This is a genomic window from Streptomyces harbinensis (genome assembly GCF_900116145.1).
GTDB classification, from domain to species: domain Bacteria; phylum Actinomycetota; class Actinomycetes; order Streptomycetales; family Streptomycetaceae; genus Streptomyces; species Streptomyces carpaticus.
Window position 1 is genome coordinate 292,142 of the sequence record NZ_FPAB01000003.1, and the last position, 18,005, is coordinate 310,146.

The following is an 18,005-nucleotide window of genomic DNA, read 5'->3' on the forward strand; positions in this document are numbered from 1 at the left end:
GCCGGCGCCCCGTCGGGACGAGACGGGGCGCCGGCCCCCGGCGGGCGCGGGCGCTCAGCGGAGTGTGAGCCGCAGCACCGTGCCCTCGCCGTTCGCCGACAGCAGCAGCGCGCCGTCCGGCGCCACCGCCAGCGCCGCGAACGGGCGCGGCCGGCCCGGTACCCCCGGCACCGGATCCGGCTCGACCCGGTCGATCCCCGGCGGCAGCCCCACCGGCAGCGCCTCCGCCTCCACCCGGCGCCGCCCCGTCTCCAGGCAGAACCCGGTCAGCCGCCGCGCCCCGGCCTCCACCACGAACACCTCACCGCCGCGCACCACCAGCCCCTGCGGCGTATCGAGACCGCTCGCGAACACCGTCACCGCACCACCGCTCTCGATCCGCAGCACCGTGCCCCGCCGGCCCTCGCTCACATAGCCGCGGGCCTCGTCGTCGAACGCCACGTCCACCGGATGACCGAGCCCCGCGGCCAGCACCGTCAGCCCGCCCGCCGCGTCCACCGCCACCACCCGGCCGGCGCCGGTCTCCGCGACCACCGGCATCCCACCCGCGCCGACCGCCACCCCGGTCGGCAGCGCCAGCCCCGACGCCCGCAGCTCAAGCGCCCCGCCCCGGGTGTCGCAGGTGTGCACCTCCCCCGTCTCCGACGCCAGATGCAGCAGCCGGCCGGCCGAGGCGATGCCGTGCGCGCCGTTCATGACGGCCAGCGTGTCCACCCCGCCGTCCGCGAGCCGCCCCACGCGGTAGTGGTCCGCCGCGTACACGGTGCCCGCCGCGTCCGCCGTCACCCCGAACGGCCCGTTCAGCCCCTGCGGCACCAGCACCGACGCCCCGCCGTCCGGAGCCAGCACGGTGATCCCACCGCCCGCGTAACTCGACACGTACATCCGGTTCGCCATATCGAACGCCGCGTTGTCGATGCCGTGGATCCCGGTGCTCACCGTCCGGCGCGCCCCGTCCCCGAACACATCGATCCGGGTGAGCACCCCGCCCATCCCGCCGGAGACGCCCACCAGCATCCCGTCCCGGTCGAACCGCGCCCCCACCGCGCCCGGCACGTCCGCCGCCACCCGCTCCGGCACCCCGCCGTCCGGCGGGATGCGCCACAGTTCGCCCGTCACGATCTGCGGGTAGTACAGCAACCCGTCCGGACCCTGCTGCATGGCGTTGCCCATGGCCAGCCCCTCGGCCACCACCCGCGGACCGCGCGAGCCGTCCGGGAACAGTTCGAGCAGCCGCCCGCCGACCCGCATCTCGTTGACGAACAGCCGGTCCCCGACACAGGTGATGCCGTTCGGCACCGTCACCTCGTCCGACACCAGGTGGTACGCCCCGTCCGGAGTGCGCCGCCACACCCGGCCCGGCGGCAGATCGGCGATGTACAGCGAGCCGTCCGCGCCGAACGCCACATCGTCCGGCGCCTGCACCGGCCCGTCCAGCGGCACCACCGGCGTGATCTCCCCGGAGGCCGGATCCACCGCGCTGATCTGCCCGGCCAGGAACTGCGCCACGTACAGCCGGCCGTCCGGGCCGAACGCCACTCCGTTCGAACCCCACAGCGAATTCGGCCGGTTCAGCCGCTCGACGCGCCAGCGCCGGCTGCGCGGCCGGTGGCGCCCGGCCGGATCGAACCGGCTCGGCACGGACCGCGCCGACAGCGGTACGGCGCGTACGGCGGTGGCCCTCACTTGACCATCACCTCGCCGATGCCGCCGTCCTCCCGCCAGGAACGCAGCAGTTCGGAGAAGACCACGGGCCCCGCCGCGAACGTCTCGATCCGCTCCGGCAGCCGGCCCTCGTTGTTGTAGTAGCCCGGGGTGCACTCGGCCAGGAACTCCATCCGGCCCGGCGCCGGCCGGCGCACCGTCGCCACCCACGCGGCCTCGGCCCCGGCCGTCGGCTCGATCCGCCGCGCACCGCGCGCCCGGGCCTCGGCGATCACCTCCGCCACATGCGTCGCCTGATCGTCCAGCGCATGCGTGAAGTTGACGGACACCGCGTTCTGCAGCGCGCCCAGATGGAAGAGATTGGGGAAGCCGTGACTGAGCATCCCGTGCAGGGTCCGCGGCCCCTCCCGCCAGTGCGCGGCCAGCGTTACCCCGTTCCGGCCCCGTACCGCCAGCCCCGCCCGGGCCTCCGGGCGCACCGCCGTCTCGAAACCGGTCGCGAAGATCAGACAGTCCAGCTCGTACGCCGTGCCGTCCACCATCACCGCGTTCTCCGTGATCCGCTCCACGCCGTGCCCGCCGGTGTCCACCAGCGACACGTTGGGCCGGTTGAACGCGGGCAGATAGGTGTCGCTGAAGGTGGGGCGCTTGCACATGTAGCGGTACCAGGGCTTGAGCGTCTCGGCCGTCGCCCGGTCGCCGACGATCGCGTCCACCCGGGCCCTGATCTCGTTCATCTTGCGGAAGTCGGCCAGCTCCGCCCGCTCGGCCGGGTCCTCGGCGCCCGCCACCGGCAGCAGGACGCGGTGCAGCGCGGCCCCGGCCGTCCAGCCGTCCGCCACCAGGTCCTCGGCCGCCTCGCCCCCGGTGACCAGGGTCAGGAAGTTGGCGCGCCGCCGCTCCTGCCAGCCGGGCGCGAGCGAGGCGGCCCAGCCGGGATCGGTGGGGCGGTTGCCGCGCACGTCCACCGAGGACGGGGTGCGCTGGAACACGTACAGCTGGCCCGCGTCCGCCGCCAGATGCGGCACGCACTGGATGGCGGTGGCCCCGGTGCCGATCACCCCGACCCGCTTGTCCGCCAGCCGGTGCAGCTTCCCGTCCGCGTCCCCGCCGGTGTAGCCGTAGTCCCAGCGGCTGGTGTGGAAGGTGTGGCCCCCGAACGACTCGATGCCCGGGATGCCGGGCAGCTTCGGCCGGCTGAACGGGCCGCTGGAGACCACCACATAGCGGGCGGCGATCCGGTCGCCGCGATCGGTGCGCACCGTCCAGCCCTGCGCGTCCTCGTCCCAGTCCAGGGAGGTCACCTCGGTCTGGAAGCAGGCGCCCTCGTACAGTCCGAAGTGCCGGCCGATCGCCCGCGCGTGCTGCCGGATCTCCTCGCCCGGCGCGTACTTCCAGCGGGGGAGGGTGCCGACCTCCTCCAGCAGCGGCAGATAGATGTAGCTCTCGATGTCGCAGTGGATGCCCGGATAGCGGTTCCAGTACCAGGTGCCGCCGAAGTCCCCGCCCTTCTCGATGACACGGATGTTCCGCAGCCCGGTCCGGTGCAGCCGCGCCCCCGCCAGCAGCCCGCCGAACCCGCCGCCGATGATCACCGCTTCGGCCGTGCCGTCCACCGGTTCCCGGGCGGCGGCCCGGGGGTCGGCGTACGGGTCCTCCACGTAGTAGCCGAACTCGCCGGTGGTGCGCCGGTACTGCCGGCTGCCGTCCGGCCGGAGCCGGCGGTCGCGCTCGGCCCGGTACTTGGCGCGCAGGGCCCCGGGGTCGAAATCCAGCTCGTTCGTCACGGTCACGCGTCGCCCTTCCGCTGTGGCTGTGTGGCTCTGTCGCTGTCTTTCTGTTGCTGCCTGGTGGCCGGTGGCCGGTGGCCGGTGGCCGTTGCCTGGTGCCTGGTGGCCGGTGTCGCCCCGGCCGTCAGGGAACGGCACCGGCGGCGGGCACGGCCTCCCGCCACGGAACGCGGCCGGCGACCGCCTGCCGCCAGCGCCGGACCACCCGCGGCGGCAGCCCGGCCGCGAGCACCCCGGTCAGCCGCCCGCCCGAGCGGTAGGCGACCAGGAAGCGGCGCGTGGCCAACGCGCCCTCGACGACATCGAGATGTTCGTGACCGCGCAGGTACCCGTACGCCTGGAGCCGCACGTCGTACTGGTCGGACCAGACATAGGGGACGGGCGCGAACGGCCGGGGCGCGTCCGGCCGCAGCAGATTGCGGGCGACGGCGAGCCCCGACTCGGCGGCATGCGTCCGGTGCTCCACCCGCGACGCGGCGCCGGACACCGGATGGCGGACGCGCGCCACATCCCCCGCCCCGTAGACCCCGGGCGCCGCGGCCCCGTACATGTCGCACTCCAGGCCGTCACCGACCGGCAGACCGCTGCCGGCCAGCCAGTCGGTGTTCGGCACCGAGCCGATGGCGGTCAGCACCTCGTCGGCCGCCACGAACGCACCGTCCGCCAGCCGGACCCCGCCCCGGCACACCGCACGCACCGCGACCCCGGTGCGCAGCGTCACCCCGTGCTCCCGGTGGAGCGCGGCGAGCATCGCCCCGACGGGCGCGCCCACCGTGCGGGCCAGCGGCACCGGCTCCGGCTCCAGCAGCGTGACCTCCACGCCGAGACCCCGGGCGACCGCGGCGGCCTCCGCGCCGAGGAACCCGGCGCCCACCACGGCGAGATGCCGGCCGGGCCGCAGCCGCTCCCGCAGCGCGAGCGCGTCCTCCAGCGTGCGCAGCACATGCTGCGGCCCCTCGCCCGGCAGCCGGCGCGGACGGACCCCGGTCGCGATGACCAGCGCGTCGTACGGCAGCCGGTCGCCGTCCGACAGCGCGACCACCCGGGCCGCCGGGTCGAGGCCGGTGGCGGCGGTGCCCAGCCGCAGATCCAGCCCGAGCGCGGACAGTTCGGCGGGGGTGCGCAGCACCAGCCGGTCCGGCTCCCACGCCCCGGCCAGCAGCTGTTTGGACAACGGCGGCCGGTCGTACGGCGGATGCGGTTCCGCCCCGACCAGGGTCAGCGTGCCGTCGTACCCCTCGCGGCGCAGCGCGTCGACGGCGGCCAGCCCGGCCGCCGAGGCGCCCACCACCACGACCCGGGTCACTCCAGGACCAGCCGGATCGCCGCCGCCGGGCACACCGCCGCGGCCTCCCGCACCGCGTCGTGCAGCGCCGGTGCCGGGGCGGCGTCCAGCACGATCACCACCCCGTCCTCGTCGCGCTGGTCGAAGACCTCGGGGGAGGCCACGACGCACTGACCGGACGCGACGCACTTGGGCTCGTCGATTTCCACACGCATGAGGGGACTCCTCGAACGGGACGGGCCGTCACCAGGTGACGGGCAGGGCACGGACGCCGTAGGTGATGCCGTCCGGCAGGAACTCGATCTCCTCGAACGGGACCGCCAGACGCAGGGTGGGGATCCGGCGGTAGAGGGTGCCGTACACCACCTGGAGTTCGAGCCGGGCCAGCGACTGGCCCAGGCACTGGTGCGGGCCGTAGCCGAACGCCTGGTGGTGACGGGCCGGGCGGTCCGGGTCCAGCGCGGCTGGGTCGCCGGTGAAGGCGTCCGGATCGCGATTGGCGGCGGCCAGATCGAACAGCAGCCCGTCACCGGCCCGGATCGTGGCGCCGCCGATCTCGATGTCGGCCAGGGCGACCCGGCGGAGGGCGGAGTCGACGATGGTGAGGTAGCGCAGCAACTCCTCGACGGCGCCGGCGACCGCCTTCGGGTCCTCCGACCGCTCGCGCAGCGCGGCCAGCCGGCCGGGGTCGCGCAGCAGCGCCAGGGTGCCCAGCGAGATCATGGTGGCCGTCGTCTCGTGCCCGGCGATCAGCAGGGCCACGCCCATGTGCACGGCCTCGTCGTGGCTCATCTCGCCCGCGGTGACGCGGGCGCCCAGGTCGGAGAGCGTGTCGTCGGCGGGATCGGCCAGCTTCTCGCGGAGCAGCCGGTCCAGATAGCCGATCAGCGCCTGTCCGGCCGCTTCCGCCTCCTCGGGCGGGAGCGAACGGTCCAGCGCCCGGCTGCTGTTGTGGTGGAAGAACGCGTGATCCCGGTAGGGCACGCCGAGAAGCGCGCAGATGACCAGGGACGGCACGGGCAGCGCCAGCGCGGTCAGCAGATCGGCGGGCCGGGGGCCGGCCAGCATGTCGTCGATCACCCGGTCGACGATGCCCTGCACGGCCGGGCGCATCGCCTCCACCCGCTTGACGAGGAAGGGGCCGGTGACCATGCGGCGCAGCCGGGTGTGGTCGGGGGCGTCGGTGTTGGTGACCATCCGCGGGGTGCTGTGGGCACGGCCCGCGCGGTGCGCGGTGACGTGCGGGAAGCCGGGCCGCCGGTCGTCGATACTGACCCGGGGGTCGTTCAGCAGGGCCCGCTGGTCGGCGTGCCGGGTGATCAGCCACGGCGTACTGCCGTCCCAGATCCGGACCTTGGCGAGCGGCGCCGCCCGCAGTTCCTCGACGGCGGGCGGCGGATCGAAGGGGCAGCCGGCCGCGCGCGGCATCGGGTAGCCGGGCACGGTGGCGGTGGGGGAGGTGTCCATGGGGCTCCTCGGGTGGGGGTGCACCGGGGTGGGGGGCCGGCTTCAGGCAACCCCATGGAGCTGACACATCGCGGTCAGTTACCTGACGGCAGCCTGACGTGGCACAGGTCACAGTGCGCGGAGGTCTCGGCGGCGCGGCGGCCGAGCCAGTAACCGAAGCCGCGCCGGGTGTGGATGAGCGCCGGCCCCTCCCGGTCCACCTTGTGCCGCAGCCGGGACACCAGCTTCTCGATGGCGTTGCCGGCCCGGAACTCGCCCCAGACGTGGCGGCAGATCTGCTCCTTGGACAGCACCTGCCCGGCGTGCACGAGGAGATGGCGCAGCAGCCGGTACTCGGCCGGCGTCAGATGCAGCGGACGCGGGCCGCGCCGCGCCTGGCAGGTGGTGTCGTCCAGTACCAGATCGGCGTAGTGCGGGGCCCGCTGGTCGCCCGGCCGGCTGCCGGGGCCCCGGCCGCGCAGCAGCATCCGGGTCCTGGCCAGTACTTCGGGGATGCGGAGCGGCTTGGTGACGTAGTCCTCGGCGGCGGCGCGGGTGCCGAGCCCCGGCAGCAGCTGGAAGAGGGAGTCGCAGTCGATGAGGAAGAGGATCGGCAGCCGTAAGGTCACCGGCTGCCGCTGCCGGGCGAGCCGGTGCAGCCGGGGGAGCGCGATGTCCAGGACGAGCAGGTCGTAGCGGCGCCGGGCGAGCCGGAACGCCGCGTCGTCGCCGTTGCCCGCCCCGTCGACCCGGTAGCCGGCCAGTTCGAGGGTGGTGGTGAGGAGTTCGGCACTGGGCGGATCGCCGGAGAGGATGAGGAGCTGCTCCCCGTCCCCCCGCACCGGCGGTGCCTTCACGGATGTGCCTGTCTGGGGTGCCTGCGGTGTCTGCGGTGCCTGGGTTTCCTGGAAAGCCTGCATGAAAGCCCGTTCGGAAGGAGCACTGGGACGTCACGGCGCGGGGAGGGGGACGGGTGGGGAGCGGGGGCGGCGTCGGGGACGGGTCGTCGGACAGGGGCGGTGGTGCGGTCGGGCGCGGCGGGTCAGCCGGGGTGGGGGGCCCCGCTCTCCTCGCCGAGGGAGTCGGCGTGATCGAGGAAGTCGTCCACCATTCTGTTGAACAGACGGGCCAGCTCCCGGAGTTCCTCGGGCGTCCAGTCCGCGAGCGCCGCCTCCATGCTGTGGCCGGCCACCTCCCGCATGCGCCGCACCGCGTCCCGGCCGGCCTCGGTGATCCGGATGCGCTGGGCGCGCCGGTCCTCGGGGTCGGCGACCCGGGTGAGATAGCCGGCTCGCTGGAGGTGCTGCGCCTGCCGGGTGACGTGGGAGGCCTCCACGGACATCCGGGCGGCCAGCTCGCTGGGCCGCATCGGCTCGGCCTCGGCCACCTGCCGCAGCAGGGCGGCACCGGCCCGGTCGAGGGGGACGCCGGCCAGTGCCATCAGCCGGGTGTGCTGACGGGCGCGGGCGTTGAGGTACGTGATGCGGTTGAGGGCGCTCTCGATGGCCAGCACTTCGGGTGACGGGCCACCGGAGGGGGACGGGGTGGGGACGGTCATGGGTCCACTTTACCTTGTCTTTGCCTGAGTCAAGCAATGTGAGCCCCGTGATTGTTTGACTCAGGCAAGCTCATCATGTTTGCCTAAGTCAAGTAAGGCACTTCCCGGTCGCGGGCCATCCCAGACCTCCGGAAGTACCGGAACACCAGTTCCCCCGGACGGCCGCCCACGAGCGGGGGCGGCCCGCGCCGGAGCCCGCCCGGCGGGCCCCGGCCCGGCTCCCGGGCCCGGTCTGCGCGGGCCCGGGAGCCCTCACCGGCCACCCAGCAGGAGGAGAGCGACATGAGCAGCACCGGCCTCAGCGGCAAGAGCGTGATCGTCACCGGCGGAGCCTCCGGCATCGGCCGGGCCGCCGCCGAACGCTTCGCCGCCGAAGGCGCCCGCGTCGTCGTCGCCGACCTCGACGCCGACGCGGCGGCCCGGGTCGTCGGCGCCATCGAGGACGCCGGCGGCACGGCCCGCGCCGTCATCGGCGACCTGAGCGATCAGCGCGTGGTGGACGAGACCGTCACCACCGCCGTCGCGGCACACGGCGGCGTGGACGTCCTGGTCAACAACGCGGGAATCATGGACCGGATGTCCGCCCTCGGCGAGACCGACGACACCGAGTGGGAGCGGGTCATCCGCGTCAACCTCACCGCCCCCTTCCTCCTCACCCGCGCCGCCCTCCCGCACCTCCTGGAACGGGACGGCGCCGCCATCGTCTTCACCGCCTCCGAGGCGAGCCTGCGCGGCAGCGCGGCGGGCGCGGCGTACACGGCCGCCAAGCACGGCATCGCCGGACTGACCAAGTCCCTCGCCGTGACGTACCGCGCCCAGGGGCTGCGCACCAACGCGATAGCCCCCGGCGGCACGGCCACCGGCATGCGGGTCAACCCGAGCCCCGAAGCCCTCGGCCCGCGCACCCTCGCCCCGTACATCAGCCTGGCGGGCAAGGTCTCGGACCCGGCAGAACAAGCCGCCACGATCGTCTTCCTCGCCTCGGACGCGGCCAGCAACATCAACGGCGCGATCCTGCCGGTGGACAACGGCTGGGCGGCTGTCTGAGGGTGGGGTGGGTGGGGCCTTGGTGGGTTGCGAGGTTGCTCCTGGTTCGGTGGGTGGGTGCGGGTTCATGCGGCACGGGAGGGTGGGGGGTTGTTGTTTCGTGTCCCCATGCCCTGTCCGCCGTCGCGGGGTTGGGGTTACGACAAGGCAGCGGCGGGAGGGGTGGGGTGGTGGGTGGCCCCGCCGTCGTGACCGAGGCGGGTGCTCGACCCGATGCGGGTTCCGCCTGCCCGGCGCAGGGACTGACCAGTGGTCTAGGGACGGTTCGTGGGTGGGGGTCCGCGTAGCGCGCACCTGCCCTGGCCGCACGTCCGTGCGGTGCTGCGGGTTCGCTGGGCTGATGTTCTCGCGGATGATCCACCATCGCTCCGCCCGGGGTGATCGGCCGCCGCGCCACCTGACGCGGGGCCCACCGGTTTCGCCCCCGACGCCCATCCCGGACCGGGGTTGGTCGTGTCACGGGCACCTGCTGCCGCGAACGGGTTGGGGCAGGCTGTCATGGTGGCCGTTTCGGGTGCGATCGGAGGTGATCGGTTGCGACAGGCCCGGGGGAAGGGCAGACCTTGGGCCTTGGCTTCGTTCGCGATGGAAAACAGCGAGTTGACCCGGCCCGGAGCAGGCTTCCGGCATCAGAACTCATCGCGAACGTCATCCCGGCGCCCAGTCCACCCGGACCTGCCCCGCACGCTGACCGGGCCCGACCACCCATGACCGGAGACGACCACGGCACTGATCACAACCGACCGGCCACACCCCGGAGAGCAAGGAGACCTCCCAGAGCAGCCGTTCGCGGCAGCAGGTGCCCGTGACACGACCAACCCCGGTCCGGGATGGGCGTCGGCGGCGAAACCGGTGGGCCCCGCGTCAGGTGGCGCGGCACCCGATCACCCCGGGCGGAGCGATGGTGGATCATCCGCGAGAACATCAGCCCAGCGAACCCGCAGCACCGCACGGACGTGCGGCCAGGGCAGGTGCGCGCTACGCGGACCCCCACCCACGAACCGTCCCAAGACCACCCGCCAGTCCCTGCGCCGGGCAGGCAGAACCCGCATCCGCACGAGCACCCGCCTCGGTCACGACGGCGGGGCCACCCACCACCCCACCCCCCCCCCCGCTGCCTTGTCGTAACCCCAACCCCGCAAGCACGTACAGGGCATGGGGACACGAAAGGTAAGGGCCCACCCTCCCGTGCCGCATGAACCCGCACCCACCCACCCCACCAGGAGCAACCTCGCAACCCACCAAGGCCCCCACCCACCCCGTCAGGAGTCCAGGACCGCCGCCACCGCCTCCACCTCCACCAGCTGGTCGTCGTAGCCCAGCACCGTCACGCCCAGCAGCGTGCTGGGGACGTCGTGGTCGCCGAAGGCGTCGCGTACCACCTCCCAGGCCGTCACCAGGTCTTCCTGGCGCGAGGATGCGACGAGGACGCGGGTGCTGACGACGTCCGTCAGGGAGGCTCCGGCCGCTGCCAGGGCGGTGCGGAGGTTCTCCACGCACTTCGCGGCCTGGCCGGCGTAGTCGCCGACCGCTGCCGTGGAGCCGTCCCGGTTCAGCGGGCAGGAACCGGCCGGGAAGATCAGCCGGGCGCCGGCGGGTGCCACCGACGCGTACGCGTACTCGGCGGCGTCCGAGAGGTCGGCGGAGCGGATCAGGGTGATGGCGGAGGCCATGGGTGTCCCTTCGTGCGGGTGGGAGGTGTTGATCGTTCAGCCTAGGGATCCGGGGCCTCCGCCGCCCGGGGTTTTCCGACCGGCTCAGAACCGGGCCGCGTGCTCCCGCGCCCACTGGGCGAAGGTGCGCGCCGGCCGGTCCAGGAGGCGGCGTACGGTGTCGTCGACCGTGGTGGCCTCCGGCGGCGGATCGGCGTGCCAGCCCAGTACGAAGTCGGCGTCCGCGCGGGAGACTCCGGCGGCCAGCAGCCGCTCGACGGCCTGTTCGTGGCTGATCCGCTCCAGGCGGACGGTGCGGCCGATCGCGCGGGACAGGATGGCGAGCCGTTCCCCGGTGGTCAGGGCCTCCGGCCCGGTGAGCGTGTACGCCCGCCCGGTGTGCCCGTCCGCCAGCAGGCAGGTGGCCGCGACCGCGCCGATGTCGGCCTCGTGGACGACGGCGCTGGGGAAGTCGTGCGCCTCGCGCACCACGCCCCCGGCGCGGATGGAGTCGATCCAGGTCAGCGCGTTCGACATGAACTCCTGCGGCTCCAGCCGCGTCCACTCCACGCCCGATTCCGCGACCGCCTGTTCGACCGGCCCCACCCAGCCGCCCCACAGGACGGTGATGCGCCGCACCCCCGCCGCGACGGCCCGGCGGACCAGTTCGGGGCCCGTCTCGGTGAGGCCCGCCGTCATCGTGATGTGCAGCCGGTCGGCGCCGTCGAGGGCGGCGCCCAGTGTCTGGGGCGCGGTGTGGGTACCGCGCACCCACTCCACTCCGTCGCCGGCCGGTGCGGTGGCGGGGTCGCGGGTCAGGGCGCGGACGGGCTCTCCCCGGCGGACCAGTTCCGCCACGATGTGCCGTCCGGTGTTTCCGGTGGCGCCTGTTACCAAGGTCGTCATGAGGGAGACCGTAAAAGTTCAAGGTGACTTGAGGTCAAGGGCGGTGCCGGCAACACGGATCGCGGCACCGCCCGGGCGCCCGGCGGTGGCGTTAGGTTCGGGAGCATGCCCCTTCACCACTCGCACCGGCACCATCAGGAGCAGCTCCAGCCACGCTGGAGCGGCGTGGACGCGTACTTCTCCGGGCTGCTGTCACCCGACGACGAGATCCTCACCGCCGCCCTGCTCAACAGCGACGCCGCCGGGCTGCCGCCCATCAACGTGGCGCCGAACCAGGGCAAGCTGCTCCAGCTGCTCGCCCAGCTCCAGGGCGCGCGGCGGATTCTGGAGATCGGGACGCTCGGCGGGTACAGCACCATCTGGCTGGGCCGGGCGCTGCCGCAGGACGGGAGCGGCCGGCTGATCACGCTGGAGTACGACCCGGTGTTCGCCGATGTCGCGCGGCGCAATCTGTACCGGGCCGGGCTCGCCGAGACGGTCGAGGTGCGGGTGGGGGCGGCGCTGGACTCGCTGGCCGCGCTGGTCGCGGAGGGCACCGAGCCGTTCGATCTGGTCTTCCTGGACGCCGATAAGCCGGACAATCCGCGCTATCTGGAGTGGGCGCTGAAGCTGACCCGGCCGGGCGGTCTGATCGTCGCGGACAACATCGTGCGGGACGGCGCGGTCGCCGATGCCGACAGCACCGACGCGGCGGTCCTGGGCGTCCGGGGGTTCTTCGAACGCGTCGCCCAGGACGACCGGTTGTCCGCCACCGCCGTGCAGACCGTCGGCAGCAAGGGGTACGACGGCTTCGCCCTCGTCCGTGTGATCGGTTAAACGTTCAAAGGGCCTACCGGGCAAGGCCGTTCTCTGATGAGGTGTCTCCCGCACCCCACCCGTCACAGCGCAGCGTCCGCCGTGTGCGCACCCATCCCGGAGCGGTCATGTTCATCGGCTACGGCGTCGTCAGCGTCCTGCTCTCCGCCATCCTCATCGGCACGGCTGCCGTCTCCCTGTCCGGAAACGCCCAGTACCGCGCCAATCTCCGGGAGCTGCGGGTGCCCGATGCCTGGCAGCCCCGGCTGGCGGTCACCAAACTCGCGGGCGGGGCGGGGCTGCTGGCCGGTCTGGTGGCCGTGCCGCTGGGTGTGGTGGCCGCGTCCGGGGTCGTCTGCTACTTCATCGGGGCCGTGCTGATCCATCTGCGCGCCGGTGACCGGGGGCTCGTCCCGCCCATCGTCTCCGGCCTGCTCGCCGTGGCCGCGCTGATTCTGCGACTCGCCTCCGCGTGAGGTCCCGGTCTGCTTGACTGACCCGGTGCGGGTTCTTCATGTGGTCACATTGCACACCCCGACCCACGCGTTCGGCGGCCCGACCCGGGTGGCGCTCAACCTCTGCCGGGGGGTGCGCGAGCGCGGCCACGAAGCCGTGCTGCTCGCCCTCGGCGACGGGTTCCCGCCCGGTGCGCCGCTGCCGCGCCGGGTGGACGGCGTACCGGTGCGGCTGTTCCCGGCCCGGCACGTGCTGCCCCGGTTCGAGGTCAGCGGCATCACCTCACCGGCGCTGCTGGCCCGCGCCCACGCGTACATCCGCTCCGCCGACCTGGTGCATGTGCATCTGATGCGGGACCTGATCACGCTGCCGTTCGCGCTGATCGCCCTGCACAGCGGCCGGCCGCTGGTCCTCCAGACCCACGGCATGGTCGATCCGACCGAGAAGCGGGTCGCCCGGCTCGTGGACGTCCTCGGGATGCGCCGGGTGCTGCGGCGCGCGGACGCCGTGCTGCATCTGACCGAGCGCGAGCGGCGCGAGACGGCCGCCGTGGTGGCGCCGGATCCGATCGCGCCCGCTCACCGGCTGGTCAACGGGGTGCCGGCCCGCGAGCGGCGCCCCGCGCGGGACCCGGGCCGGCCGCCCACCGTCCTCTATCTGGCGCGGGTGCAGGAGGGCAAGCGGCCCCAGGACTTCGTGCGGGCCATGCCCGCCGTGCTCGCCCGCCACCCCGGGGCCCGGTTCGTGCTGGCCGGGCCGGACACCGGGGCGCTGCCCGCGACGCTCGCCCTGGCCGACGAGCTGGGGGTACGCGGGTCGCTGGAGGTGCCCGGTGGCCTGGACGGCCCCGAGGTGCTGCGGCGGCTGCGGGCGGCCGATGTGTTCGTGCTGCCGTCCGTGCAGGACGCGTTCTCCGTCTCCGTGCTGGAGGCGATGTCGGTCGGCACCCCGGTGGTCATCACCGCCACCACGGGCCTGGCGCCGGACGTGGCGGAGGCGGGCGCGGGGCGGGTGGTGGCCCACCCCGGCGAGGTCGCGGGCGCCGTCCTGGACCTGCTCGACCCGGCGGCCAACGAGCGGGCCTCGCTGGCCGCCTGGGACCTGGTGCGGCGCCGGTTCACCCTGGACGCCGTCGTCGGTGAGCTGCTCGGTCTCTACCGGAGCCTCCACCGGGGCGACGATCGGGCCGGCTAGAGCCGGGACTCCGCCAGCTCCCGCGCCTTCACCCCGATCTGCCAGCGGTAGAAGCTCATCGCCAGCGCGTAGTCGAGCCCGGCACGGCCGTCCAGGAAGCCGCGCTTGTAGAGGTAGGCGTAGCCGAAGGACACCAGCGGCTTGAAGGGCGCCCGGTGGAAGAGCTGGCCCTGCCGGGTCTTCGCCGCCCGGATCTGCTCGCGCACCTCGGGGTTCAGCTCCAGCCACGCCTCCCAGTCCGAGTACCGGTTGTGCCGGTCGAACCAGGTGGCCACCGGGTCCAGGTCGCGGTGCTCGATCGGGGCCCGCAGCCGGTACGCCGGGTGGGCCAGCGGCTGGTAGTGGCCCTCCTGTTCGCCCATGCCGGGGGCGTCCAGATCGTCCGGCTCCGGGAAGCGGGCCCGGGTGCGGTCCAGCAGGGCGCGCTTGACGATGGTGTAGCCGTGCCGCAGCCGCCGGCCGCCGAACCAGTACCCGAGGGGGATGTCGAACGCCGCCGGTTTCACCGGCCGCCCGTCGAAGAAGATCCGCCGCAATTCGGCGAGCAGTTCGGGGCTGGGCGTCTCGTCCCCGTCCAGGAAGAACACCCAGTCGGTGCCGGTGTGCACCCGGTCCAGACACCACTGCTTCTTCTTCGGGTAGGCGCCGTTCCAGGTGTACGGGACGACCTCGGCGCCGGCCGCCTTGGCCAGCTTGCGGGTGTGGTCCGTGCTGTCGGAGTCCACCACGACCACCGCCTCGAAGTGGTGGATGACGGAGCGCACCGTGGAGGTGATGTTCTCCGCCTCGTTCTTCGTCGGGATCACCACGACGATGGGCAGTTTCCTCATCGGTCGGCCGTCTCCTCTTCCTCTTCCGCGCGGTCGAGCAGGTCCCCGTACTCGGGGCACAGATGGGTGATCGCGGCGGCGGCCTGCGGGATCTCGCCGTCGCGCAGCGCGGCCACCGTCTCCTCCTCGGTGGCGTGCCGGCCGAGGTAGCCGAGGCGGTCGCACGCCTCGGTGCCCAGCTCCAGTACGGCCGCCGGGTCGGTGCCCGCGGGCACCTCGGAGGTGTCGGACAGCGCGGCGACGAAGCCGCGCTGATCGGCCGTCAGGCCGGCCGGGGCGGCGCCGGGCCCTTCGGCGGGCGGGTCCTGCGGCGCGGGAGCCGGTTCCCCGTCCCCGGGGCCGCCGTCCGCCGGCCCCGGGCCGGCCGCGTCGGCATCGCCCTCCCCGTCCTCCGTCTCCTGCTCGGCACCCGCGTTCGCGTCCCGGTCGGGCTGCGCACCGCCGTCCGCCGCCGCGTCCGGGCGCTCTCCGCCCACGGTCACCTCGCCGCCACCGCTGCGGACCGAGCACTGGTTCAGCACCAGCACCCCGCCCACCGTCAGCAGCATCGCCAGCGCCAGCACCAGCCGGTATCGCCGCATCCACGCCATCACGGCGCCCCGAACGTCAGGAGCAGCTGCGGCCGGTTGGCCTCGGCGGACGACTCGCGCGCGTACAGCCACAGGCTGTCGTCGCCCTCGCTCACCAGCGCCACGTTCAGCTGCCCGCCCAGCGACCCGCGCACCGTCGCCACCGTCAGCGGCACCGTGTACGTCCCGCCGACCTCCTCCGGCGCGCTCAGGGTGCCCAGCACCCCGGTGCCCAGCGCCGGCCGGCTGCTGTACGTGGTGCCCGTCTCCGTCCACGACCCGGTGACCGGCACCACCGTGAAGTCGTCCACCGACCCCGCCACCGGGTCCGTGGTCACCCGCACCCGCAGCGCCGCGCTCTTCAGCACCGTCCCGGACGGCGCGGTGGGCAGCTGGAAGCGCAGATAGCTCTCGTAGCCGGGCGTGCCGCGCACCGCCAGATTCTGGTGCGTGCCGTAATTGGCGCTCACCGCCGCCGCGTTGACGTACGTGTCGGCGACCGGCGCCAGCCGGGTGACGGTGTCCACCGGCTGCGACGCCGCCTGGTAGTGCGCCGTGACCCGGGCGGCCGACAACTGCGCCCCGTACACGGCGGTCTCGTCCAGCTGCCCGTCGAAGAAGTCGCTCGCCGGCCGCGACGCCAGTCCGGCCGTGGAGTCGCCGCCGGTGCGCCACCAGCCGGTGCGGTCGCGCACCTGGGTGACCGAGGTGTTGCTGGCGACCTGCGTGCCGTCCACGTACAGCCGCATGCCGTTCGCCCCGACCGAGGCGACCACGTGGTGCCACCTCCCGTCGTTGTACCGGGCGGTGCCGCCGCTGGTGATGGTGCGCAGCGCCGTGTCGTAGACGCCGAAGGACAGCCGGCCGTCGTTCAGCATGTACAGATTGTTGTCGCGCACGGTGCTCGGCTGGAGGGTGCGGTTGCCGAGCCCGATCAGCTTGCCGCCGCGCGTGGTGGTGGTCTTGAACCAGGTCTCGACCGTGAACCGGGTCAGCCCCGCGTAGCTGCGGTCGCTGTAGGTGTACGTGGACGCCCCGTCGTAGCCGACGCCGGCCGCGCCGGGGCCCGGGACCGCGCCCGGGGTGACGCCGCGCTGCGGGCCGTTGCGGTGCACGCCGTTGGCCCGGTTGTTCGCGGAGGCGTCGGTGACCAGGTTCCCCCACGTCTCGTCGTACCGCCAGTACAGCAGCGGATTGTCGGCGCGCACCGCCTGCACGTAGGGCTGGGTGCCGGAGGCGACCGTCGCGGAGACCGGGGTGGACAGCGCCGAGGTGTTGCCGGCCCCGTCGGTGGCGGTGATCCGGTAGCTGTGGGTGGCGCCCGGGCTCACCGCCGTGTCGACGAACGTCTGCTGCGGCCGGCGCCAGGGCACCGACTCGGCCTCCCGGATGTGGATCGGGGTGGCGGCCCCGTCCCGGTAGACGCGGTACGTCAGCAGGTGGTCGTCCAGGTCGATGCTGGGCCGCCAGTTGACCTCGATCTGCCCGGGGGTGTGCGAGGAGGCGTACACCTCGGTCATCGACGGATTGCCGGTGTCGGGCCGGTTGGCGAACCGGGTGAGGCCCCACTGCGGCTGCCCGTTGACGGTGGTGAAGCCGCCGCCCACCCACAGGAAGTCCCGGCCGTCGGTGGGGTGGTCGAGCGCCGCCTGCAGCACGCGCGGGCCCAGCGCCTCGCCCAGGCCGTCGTTGGTGTTGGGGAACCAGCCCAGCAGCTTGGGGTCGTGCACCGACTGGGCCAGCAGGTGGTAGCGCTCCTGGTTGGGGAACTCTCCCATGGAGGAGCAGTCGTGCGCGTGGTGCCCGCTGTACAGCACCTCCTGGTAGACCTCCACCGCCTGGGTGGCGCCCAGGCAGGTGTCCCGCCACCGCTCGTTGAGGTCGCTGTGGTTGAGCGCGATCCGGCCGTCGAAGACGCCGGAGCCGGTGCCCTCGTTACCGGTGTAGAAGCCGGTGGCGTCCACCGCGATGTCCTGCACGGTGGAGGTGCGTTCGATGAAGCCGAGCGGGTACGTGCGAACGACTGAGCCGGTGTCGGCGCGCACCACCGCAAGGGCGTGCGAGTCGGCGCCGTTGACGGTGAAGAAGTCGCCGCCGAGGTACACCCGGCTGCCGTCCGGGGAGAGTTCCACCGCCTTGCCCACCTCGTCGGCGTTCGCCACCCAGGAGGTGAGGGCGCCCTCGGGGGTGACGGCCGCGAACCGGGACCTGGCGGTGCTGTTGATCTGGGTGAAGTTGCCGCCCAGGTACACCCGGTCCTCGCTCACCGCGAAGGAGCTGACCATGGAGTTGGCCGCGACCGGGAAGTTCTTGCGGGTGCAGCCGGGCAGGTCGAACGCGGCCACCGAGGAGGCCCCCACCCCGTTGACCGAGCCGAAGGTGCCGCCCACGTACAGCGTCCGCCCGTCCGGGGACACCTCCAGCGCGCGCACCGTCGCGGTGCCGCTGCCGACCGTGAACCGCAGATCGCACTCGACCGGCTCCCCGGTGGCCGCGTCCAGCGCCACGAAGTTGTCCACCGGCGTCTCCTGGGTGCCGGAGGCGGCACCGGGCGGCCGGACGGTGGAGAAGGTGCCGCCGACGAACACCGTGCCGTCCGCCTCCGCCAGGGCGTGCACGATGCCGTTCGTCTGCCAGGTCGGCAGTTCGTCGGCCGTGAAGCCGACCGGCGGCGTCAGCGCCGCCGCGCTCCCGCCCCCGCCGCCGATCCCGCCGCCGCCCGCGCCCACCAGGGCACCGGCCGCCAGGGCCAGCGCCGTTCCGTACACCGTGGCCCTGCGCCACGCCCCGCGCCCACGCCGCCTCATCGCAC

At 73.7% G+C, this 18,005-nt stretch carries 16 protein-coding genes; 4 read left to right on the forward strand and 12 right to left on the reverse strand.

Annotated elements, in window-relative coordinates; translation table 11 throughout:
• Window positions 1-54: 54 nt before the first annotated feature.
• The 7 genes from BM385_RS09135 to BM385_RS09165 form a co-directional block, all read right to left on the reverse strand.
• Window positions 55-1,686: an NHL repeat-containing protein gene (locus BM385_RS09135; RefSeq protein ID WP_093842746.1), complete on the reverse strand. Its 1,632-nt coding sequence runs from the start codon at window positions 1,684-1,686 to the stop codon at window positions 55-57.
• The gene (locus BM385_RS09140; protein WP_093842747.1) at window positions 1,683-3,458 is read right to left on the reverse strand and encodes a flavin-containing monooxygenase; all 1,776 of its coding nucleotides are present in this window, start codon (window positions 3,456-3,458) and stop codon (window positions 1,683-1,685) included. Before BM385_RS09140 ends, BM385_RS09135 begins: the two co-directional genes overlap by 4 nt.
• Before the next feature lie 121 nt (window positions 3,459-3,579).
• Window positions 3,580-4,761: an NAD(P)/FAD-dependent oxidoreductase gene (locus BM385_RS09145; protein WP_175542955.1), complete on the reverse strand. Its 1,182-nt coding sequence runs from the start codon at window positions 4,759-4,761 to the stop codon at window positions 3,580-3,582.
• Entirely contained in the window at window positions 4,758-4,955 is a 198-nt protein-coding gene (locus BM385_RS09150; protein ID WP_019433012.1) for a ferredoxin, read from the reverse strand. The genes BM385_RS09145 and BM385_RS09150 overlap by 4 nt, the downstream gene beginning before the upstream one ends.
• A gap of 28 nt (window positions 4,956-4,983) precedes the next feature.
• Window positions 4,984-6,207: a cytochrome P450 gene (locus BM385_RS09155; protein ID WP_093842748.1), complete on the reverse strand. Its 1,224-nt coding sequence runs from the start codon at window positions 6,205-6,207 to the stop codon at window positions 4,984-4,986.
• Between the two features lie 74 nt (window positions 6,208-6,281).
• The gene (locus BM385_RS09160; RefSeq protein ID WP_019433010.1) at window positions 6,282-7,028 is read right to left on the reverse strand and encodes a response regulator transcription factor; all 747 of its coding nucleotides are present in this window, start codon (window positions 7,026-7,028) and stop codon (window positions 6,282-6,284) included.
• Between the two features lie 200 nt (window positions 7,029-7,228).
• Complete coding sequence (locus BM385_RS09165; protein ID WP_093842749.1) at window positions 7,229-7,744, reverse strand: MarR family winged helix-turn-helix transcriptional regulator; 516 nt, start codon at window positions 7,742-7,744, stop codon at window positions 7,229-7,231.
• 282 nt (window positions 7,745-8,026) lie between these two features.
• Between BM385_RS09165 and BM385_RS09170 the strand changes: the two genes are divergently transcribed.
• Window positions 8,027-8,791, forward strand: coding sequence for an SDR family NAD(P)-dependent oxidoreductase (locus tag BM385_RS09170; protein WP_093842750.1), 765 nt, complete (start codon window positions 8,027-8,029; stop codon window positions 8,789-8,791).
• Window positions 8,792-10,053: 1,262 nt separating this feature from the next.
• Here the strand turns inward: BM385_RS09170 and BM385_RS09175 are convergent.
• Window positions 10,054-10,464, reverse strand: coding sequence for a RidA family protein (locus tag BM385_RS09175; RefSeq protein ID WP_019433007.1), 411 nt, complete (start codon window positions 10,462-10,464; stop codon window positions 10,054-10,056).
• A gap of 84 nt (window positions 10,465-10,548) precedes the next feature.
• A complete protein-coding gene (locus BM385_RS09180) occupies window positions 10,549-11,349 on the reverse strand; it encodes an NmrA family NAD(P)-binding protein (RefSeq protein ID WP_026047300.1) in 801 nt (266 codons plus the stop codon).
• 105 nt (window positions 11,350-11,454) lie between these two features.
• Here BM385_RS09180 and BM385_RS09185 point away from each other — a divergent pair, with 105 nt between their 5' ends.
• The 3 genes from BM385_RS09185 to BM385_RS09195 all read left to right on the forward strand — a co-directional run bounded on the left by BM385_RS09185 (window position 11,455) and on the right by BM385_RS09195 (window position 13,794).
• Complete coding sequence (locus BM385_RS09185) at window positions 11,455-12,165, forward strand: O-methyltransferase (protein ID WP_051131085.1); 711 nt, start codon at window positions 11,455-11,457, stop codon at window positions 12,163-12,165.
• 83 nt (window positions 12,166-12,248) lie between these two features.
• On the forward strand, window positions 12,249-12,620 hold the full coding sequence (locus tag BM385_RS09190) for a DoxX family protein (protein WP_237751266.1): 372 nt from the start codon (window positions 12,249-12,251) through the stop codon (window positions 12,618-12,620).
• Between the two features lie 25 nt (window positions 12,621-12,645).
• Window positions 12,646-13,794, forward strand: coding sequence for a glycosyltransferase (locus BM385_RS09195; protein ID WP_093842751.1), 1,149 nt, complete (start codon window positions 12,646-12,648; stop codon window positions 13,792-13,794).
• Here BM385_RS09195 and BM385_RS09200 read toward each other — a convergent pair.
• Genes BM385_RS09200 through BM385_RS09210 form a run of 3 tightly spaced genes read right to left on the reverse strand, consistent with a single transcriptional unit; the run spans window position 13,791 to window position 18,000 of the window.
• A complete protein-coding gene (locus BM385_RS09200) occupies window positions 13,791-14,624 on the reverse strand; it encodes a glycosyltransferase family 2 protein (protein ID WP_019433002.1) in 834 nt (277 codons plus the stop codon). The genes BM385_RS09195 and BM385_RS09200 overlap by 4 nt on opposite strands.
• Window positions 14,621-15,205: a hypothetical protein gene (locus BM385_RS09205; protein ID WP_093842752.1), complete on the reverse strand. Its 585-nt coding sequence runs from the start codon at window positions 15,203-15,205 to the stop codon at window positions 14,621-14,623. Before BM385_RS09205 ends, BM385_RS09200 begins: the two co-directional genes overlap by 4 nt.
• An 8-nt stretch (window positions 15,206-15,213) precedes the next feature.
• Window positions 15,214-18,000 carry a CBM96 family carbohydrate-binding protein gene (locus BM385_RS09210; RefSeq protein WP_093842753.1) on the reverse strand — a complete coding sequence of 929 codons (2,787 nt, stop codon included), beginning with the start codon at window positions 17,998-18,000 and terminating at the stop codon, window positions 15,214-15,216.
• Window positions 18,001-18,005: the final 5 nt, after the last annotated feature.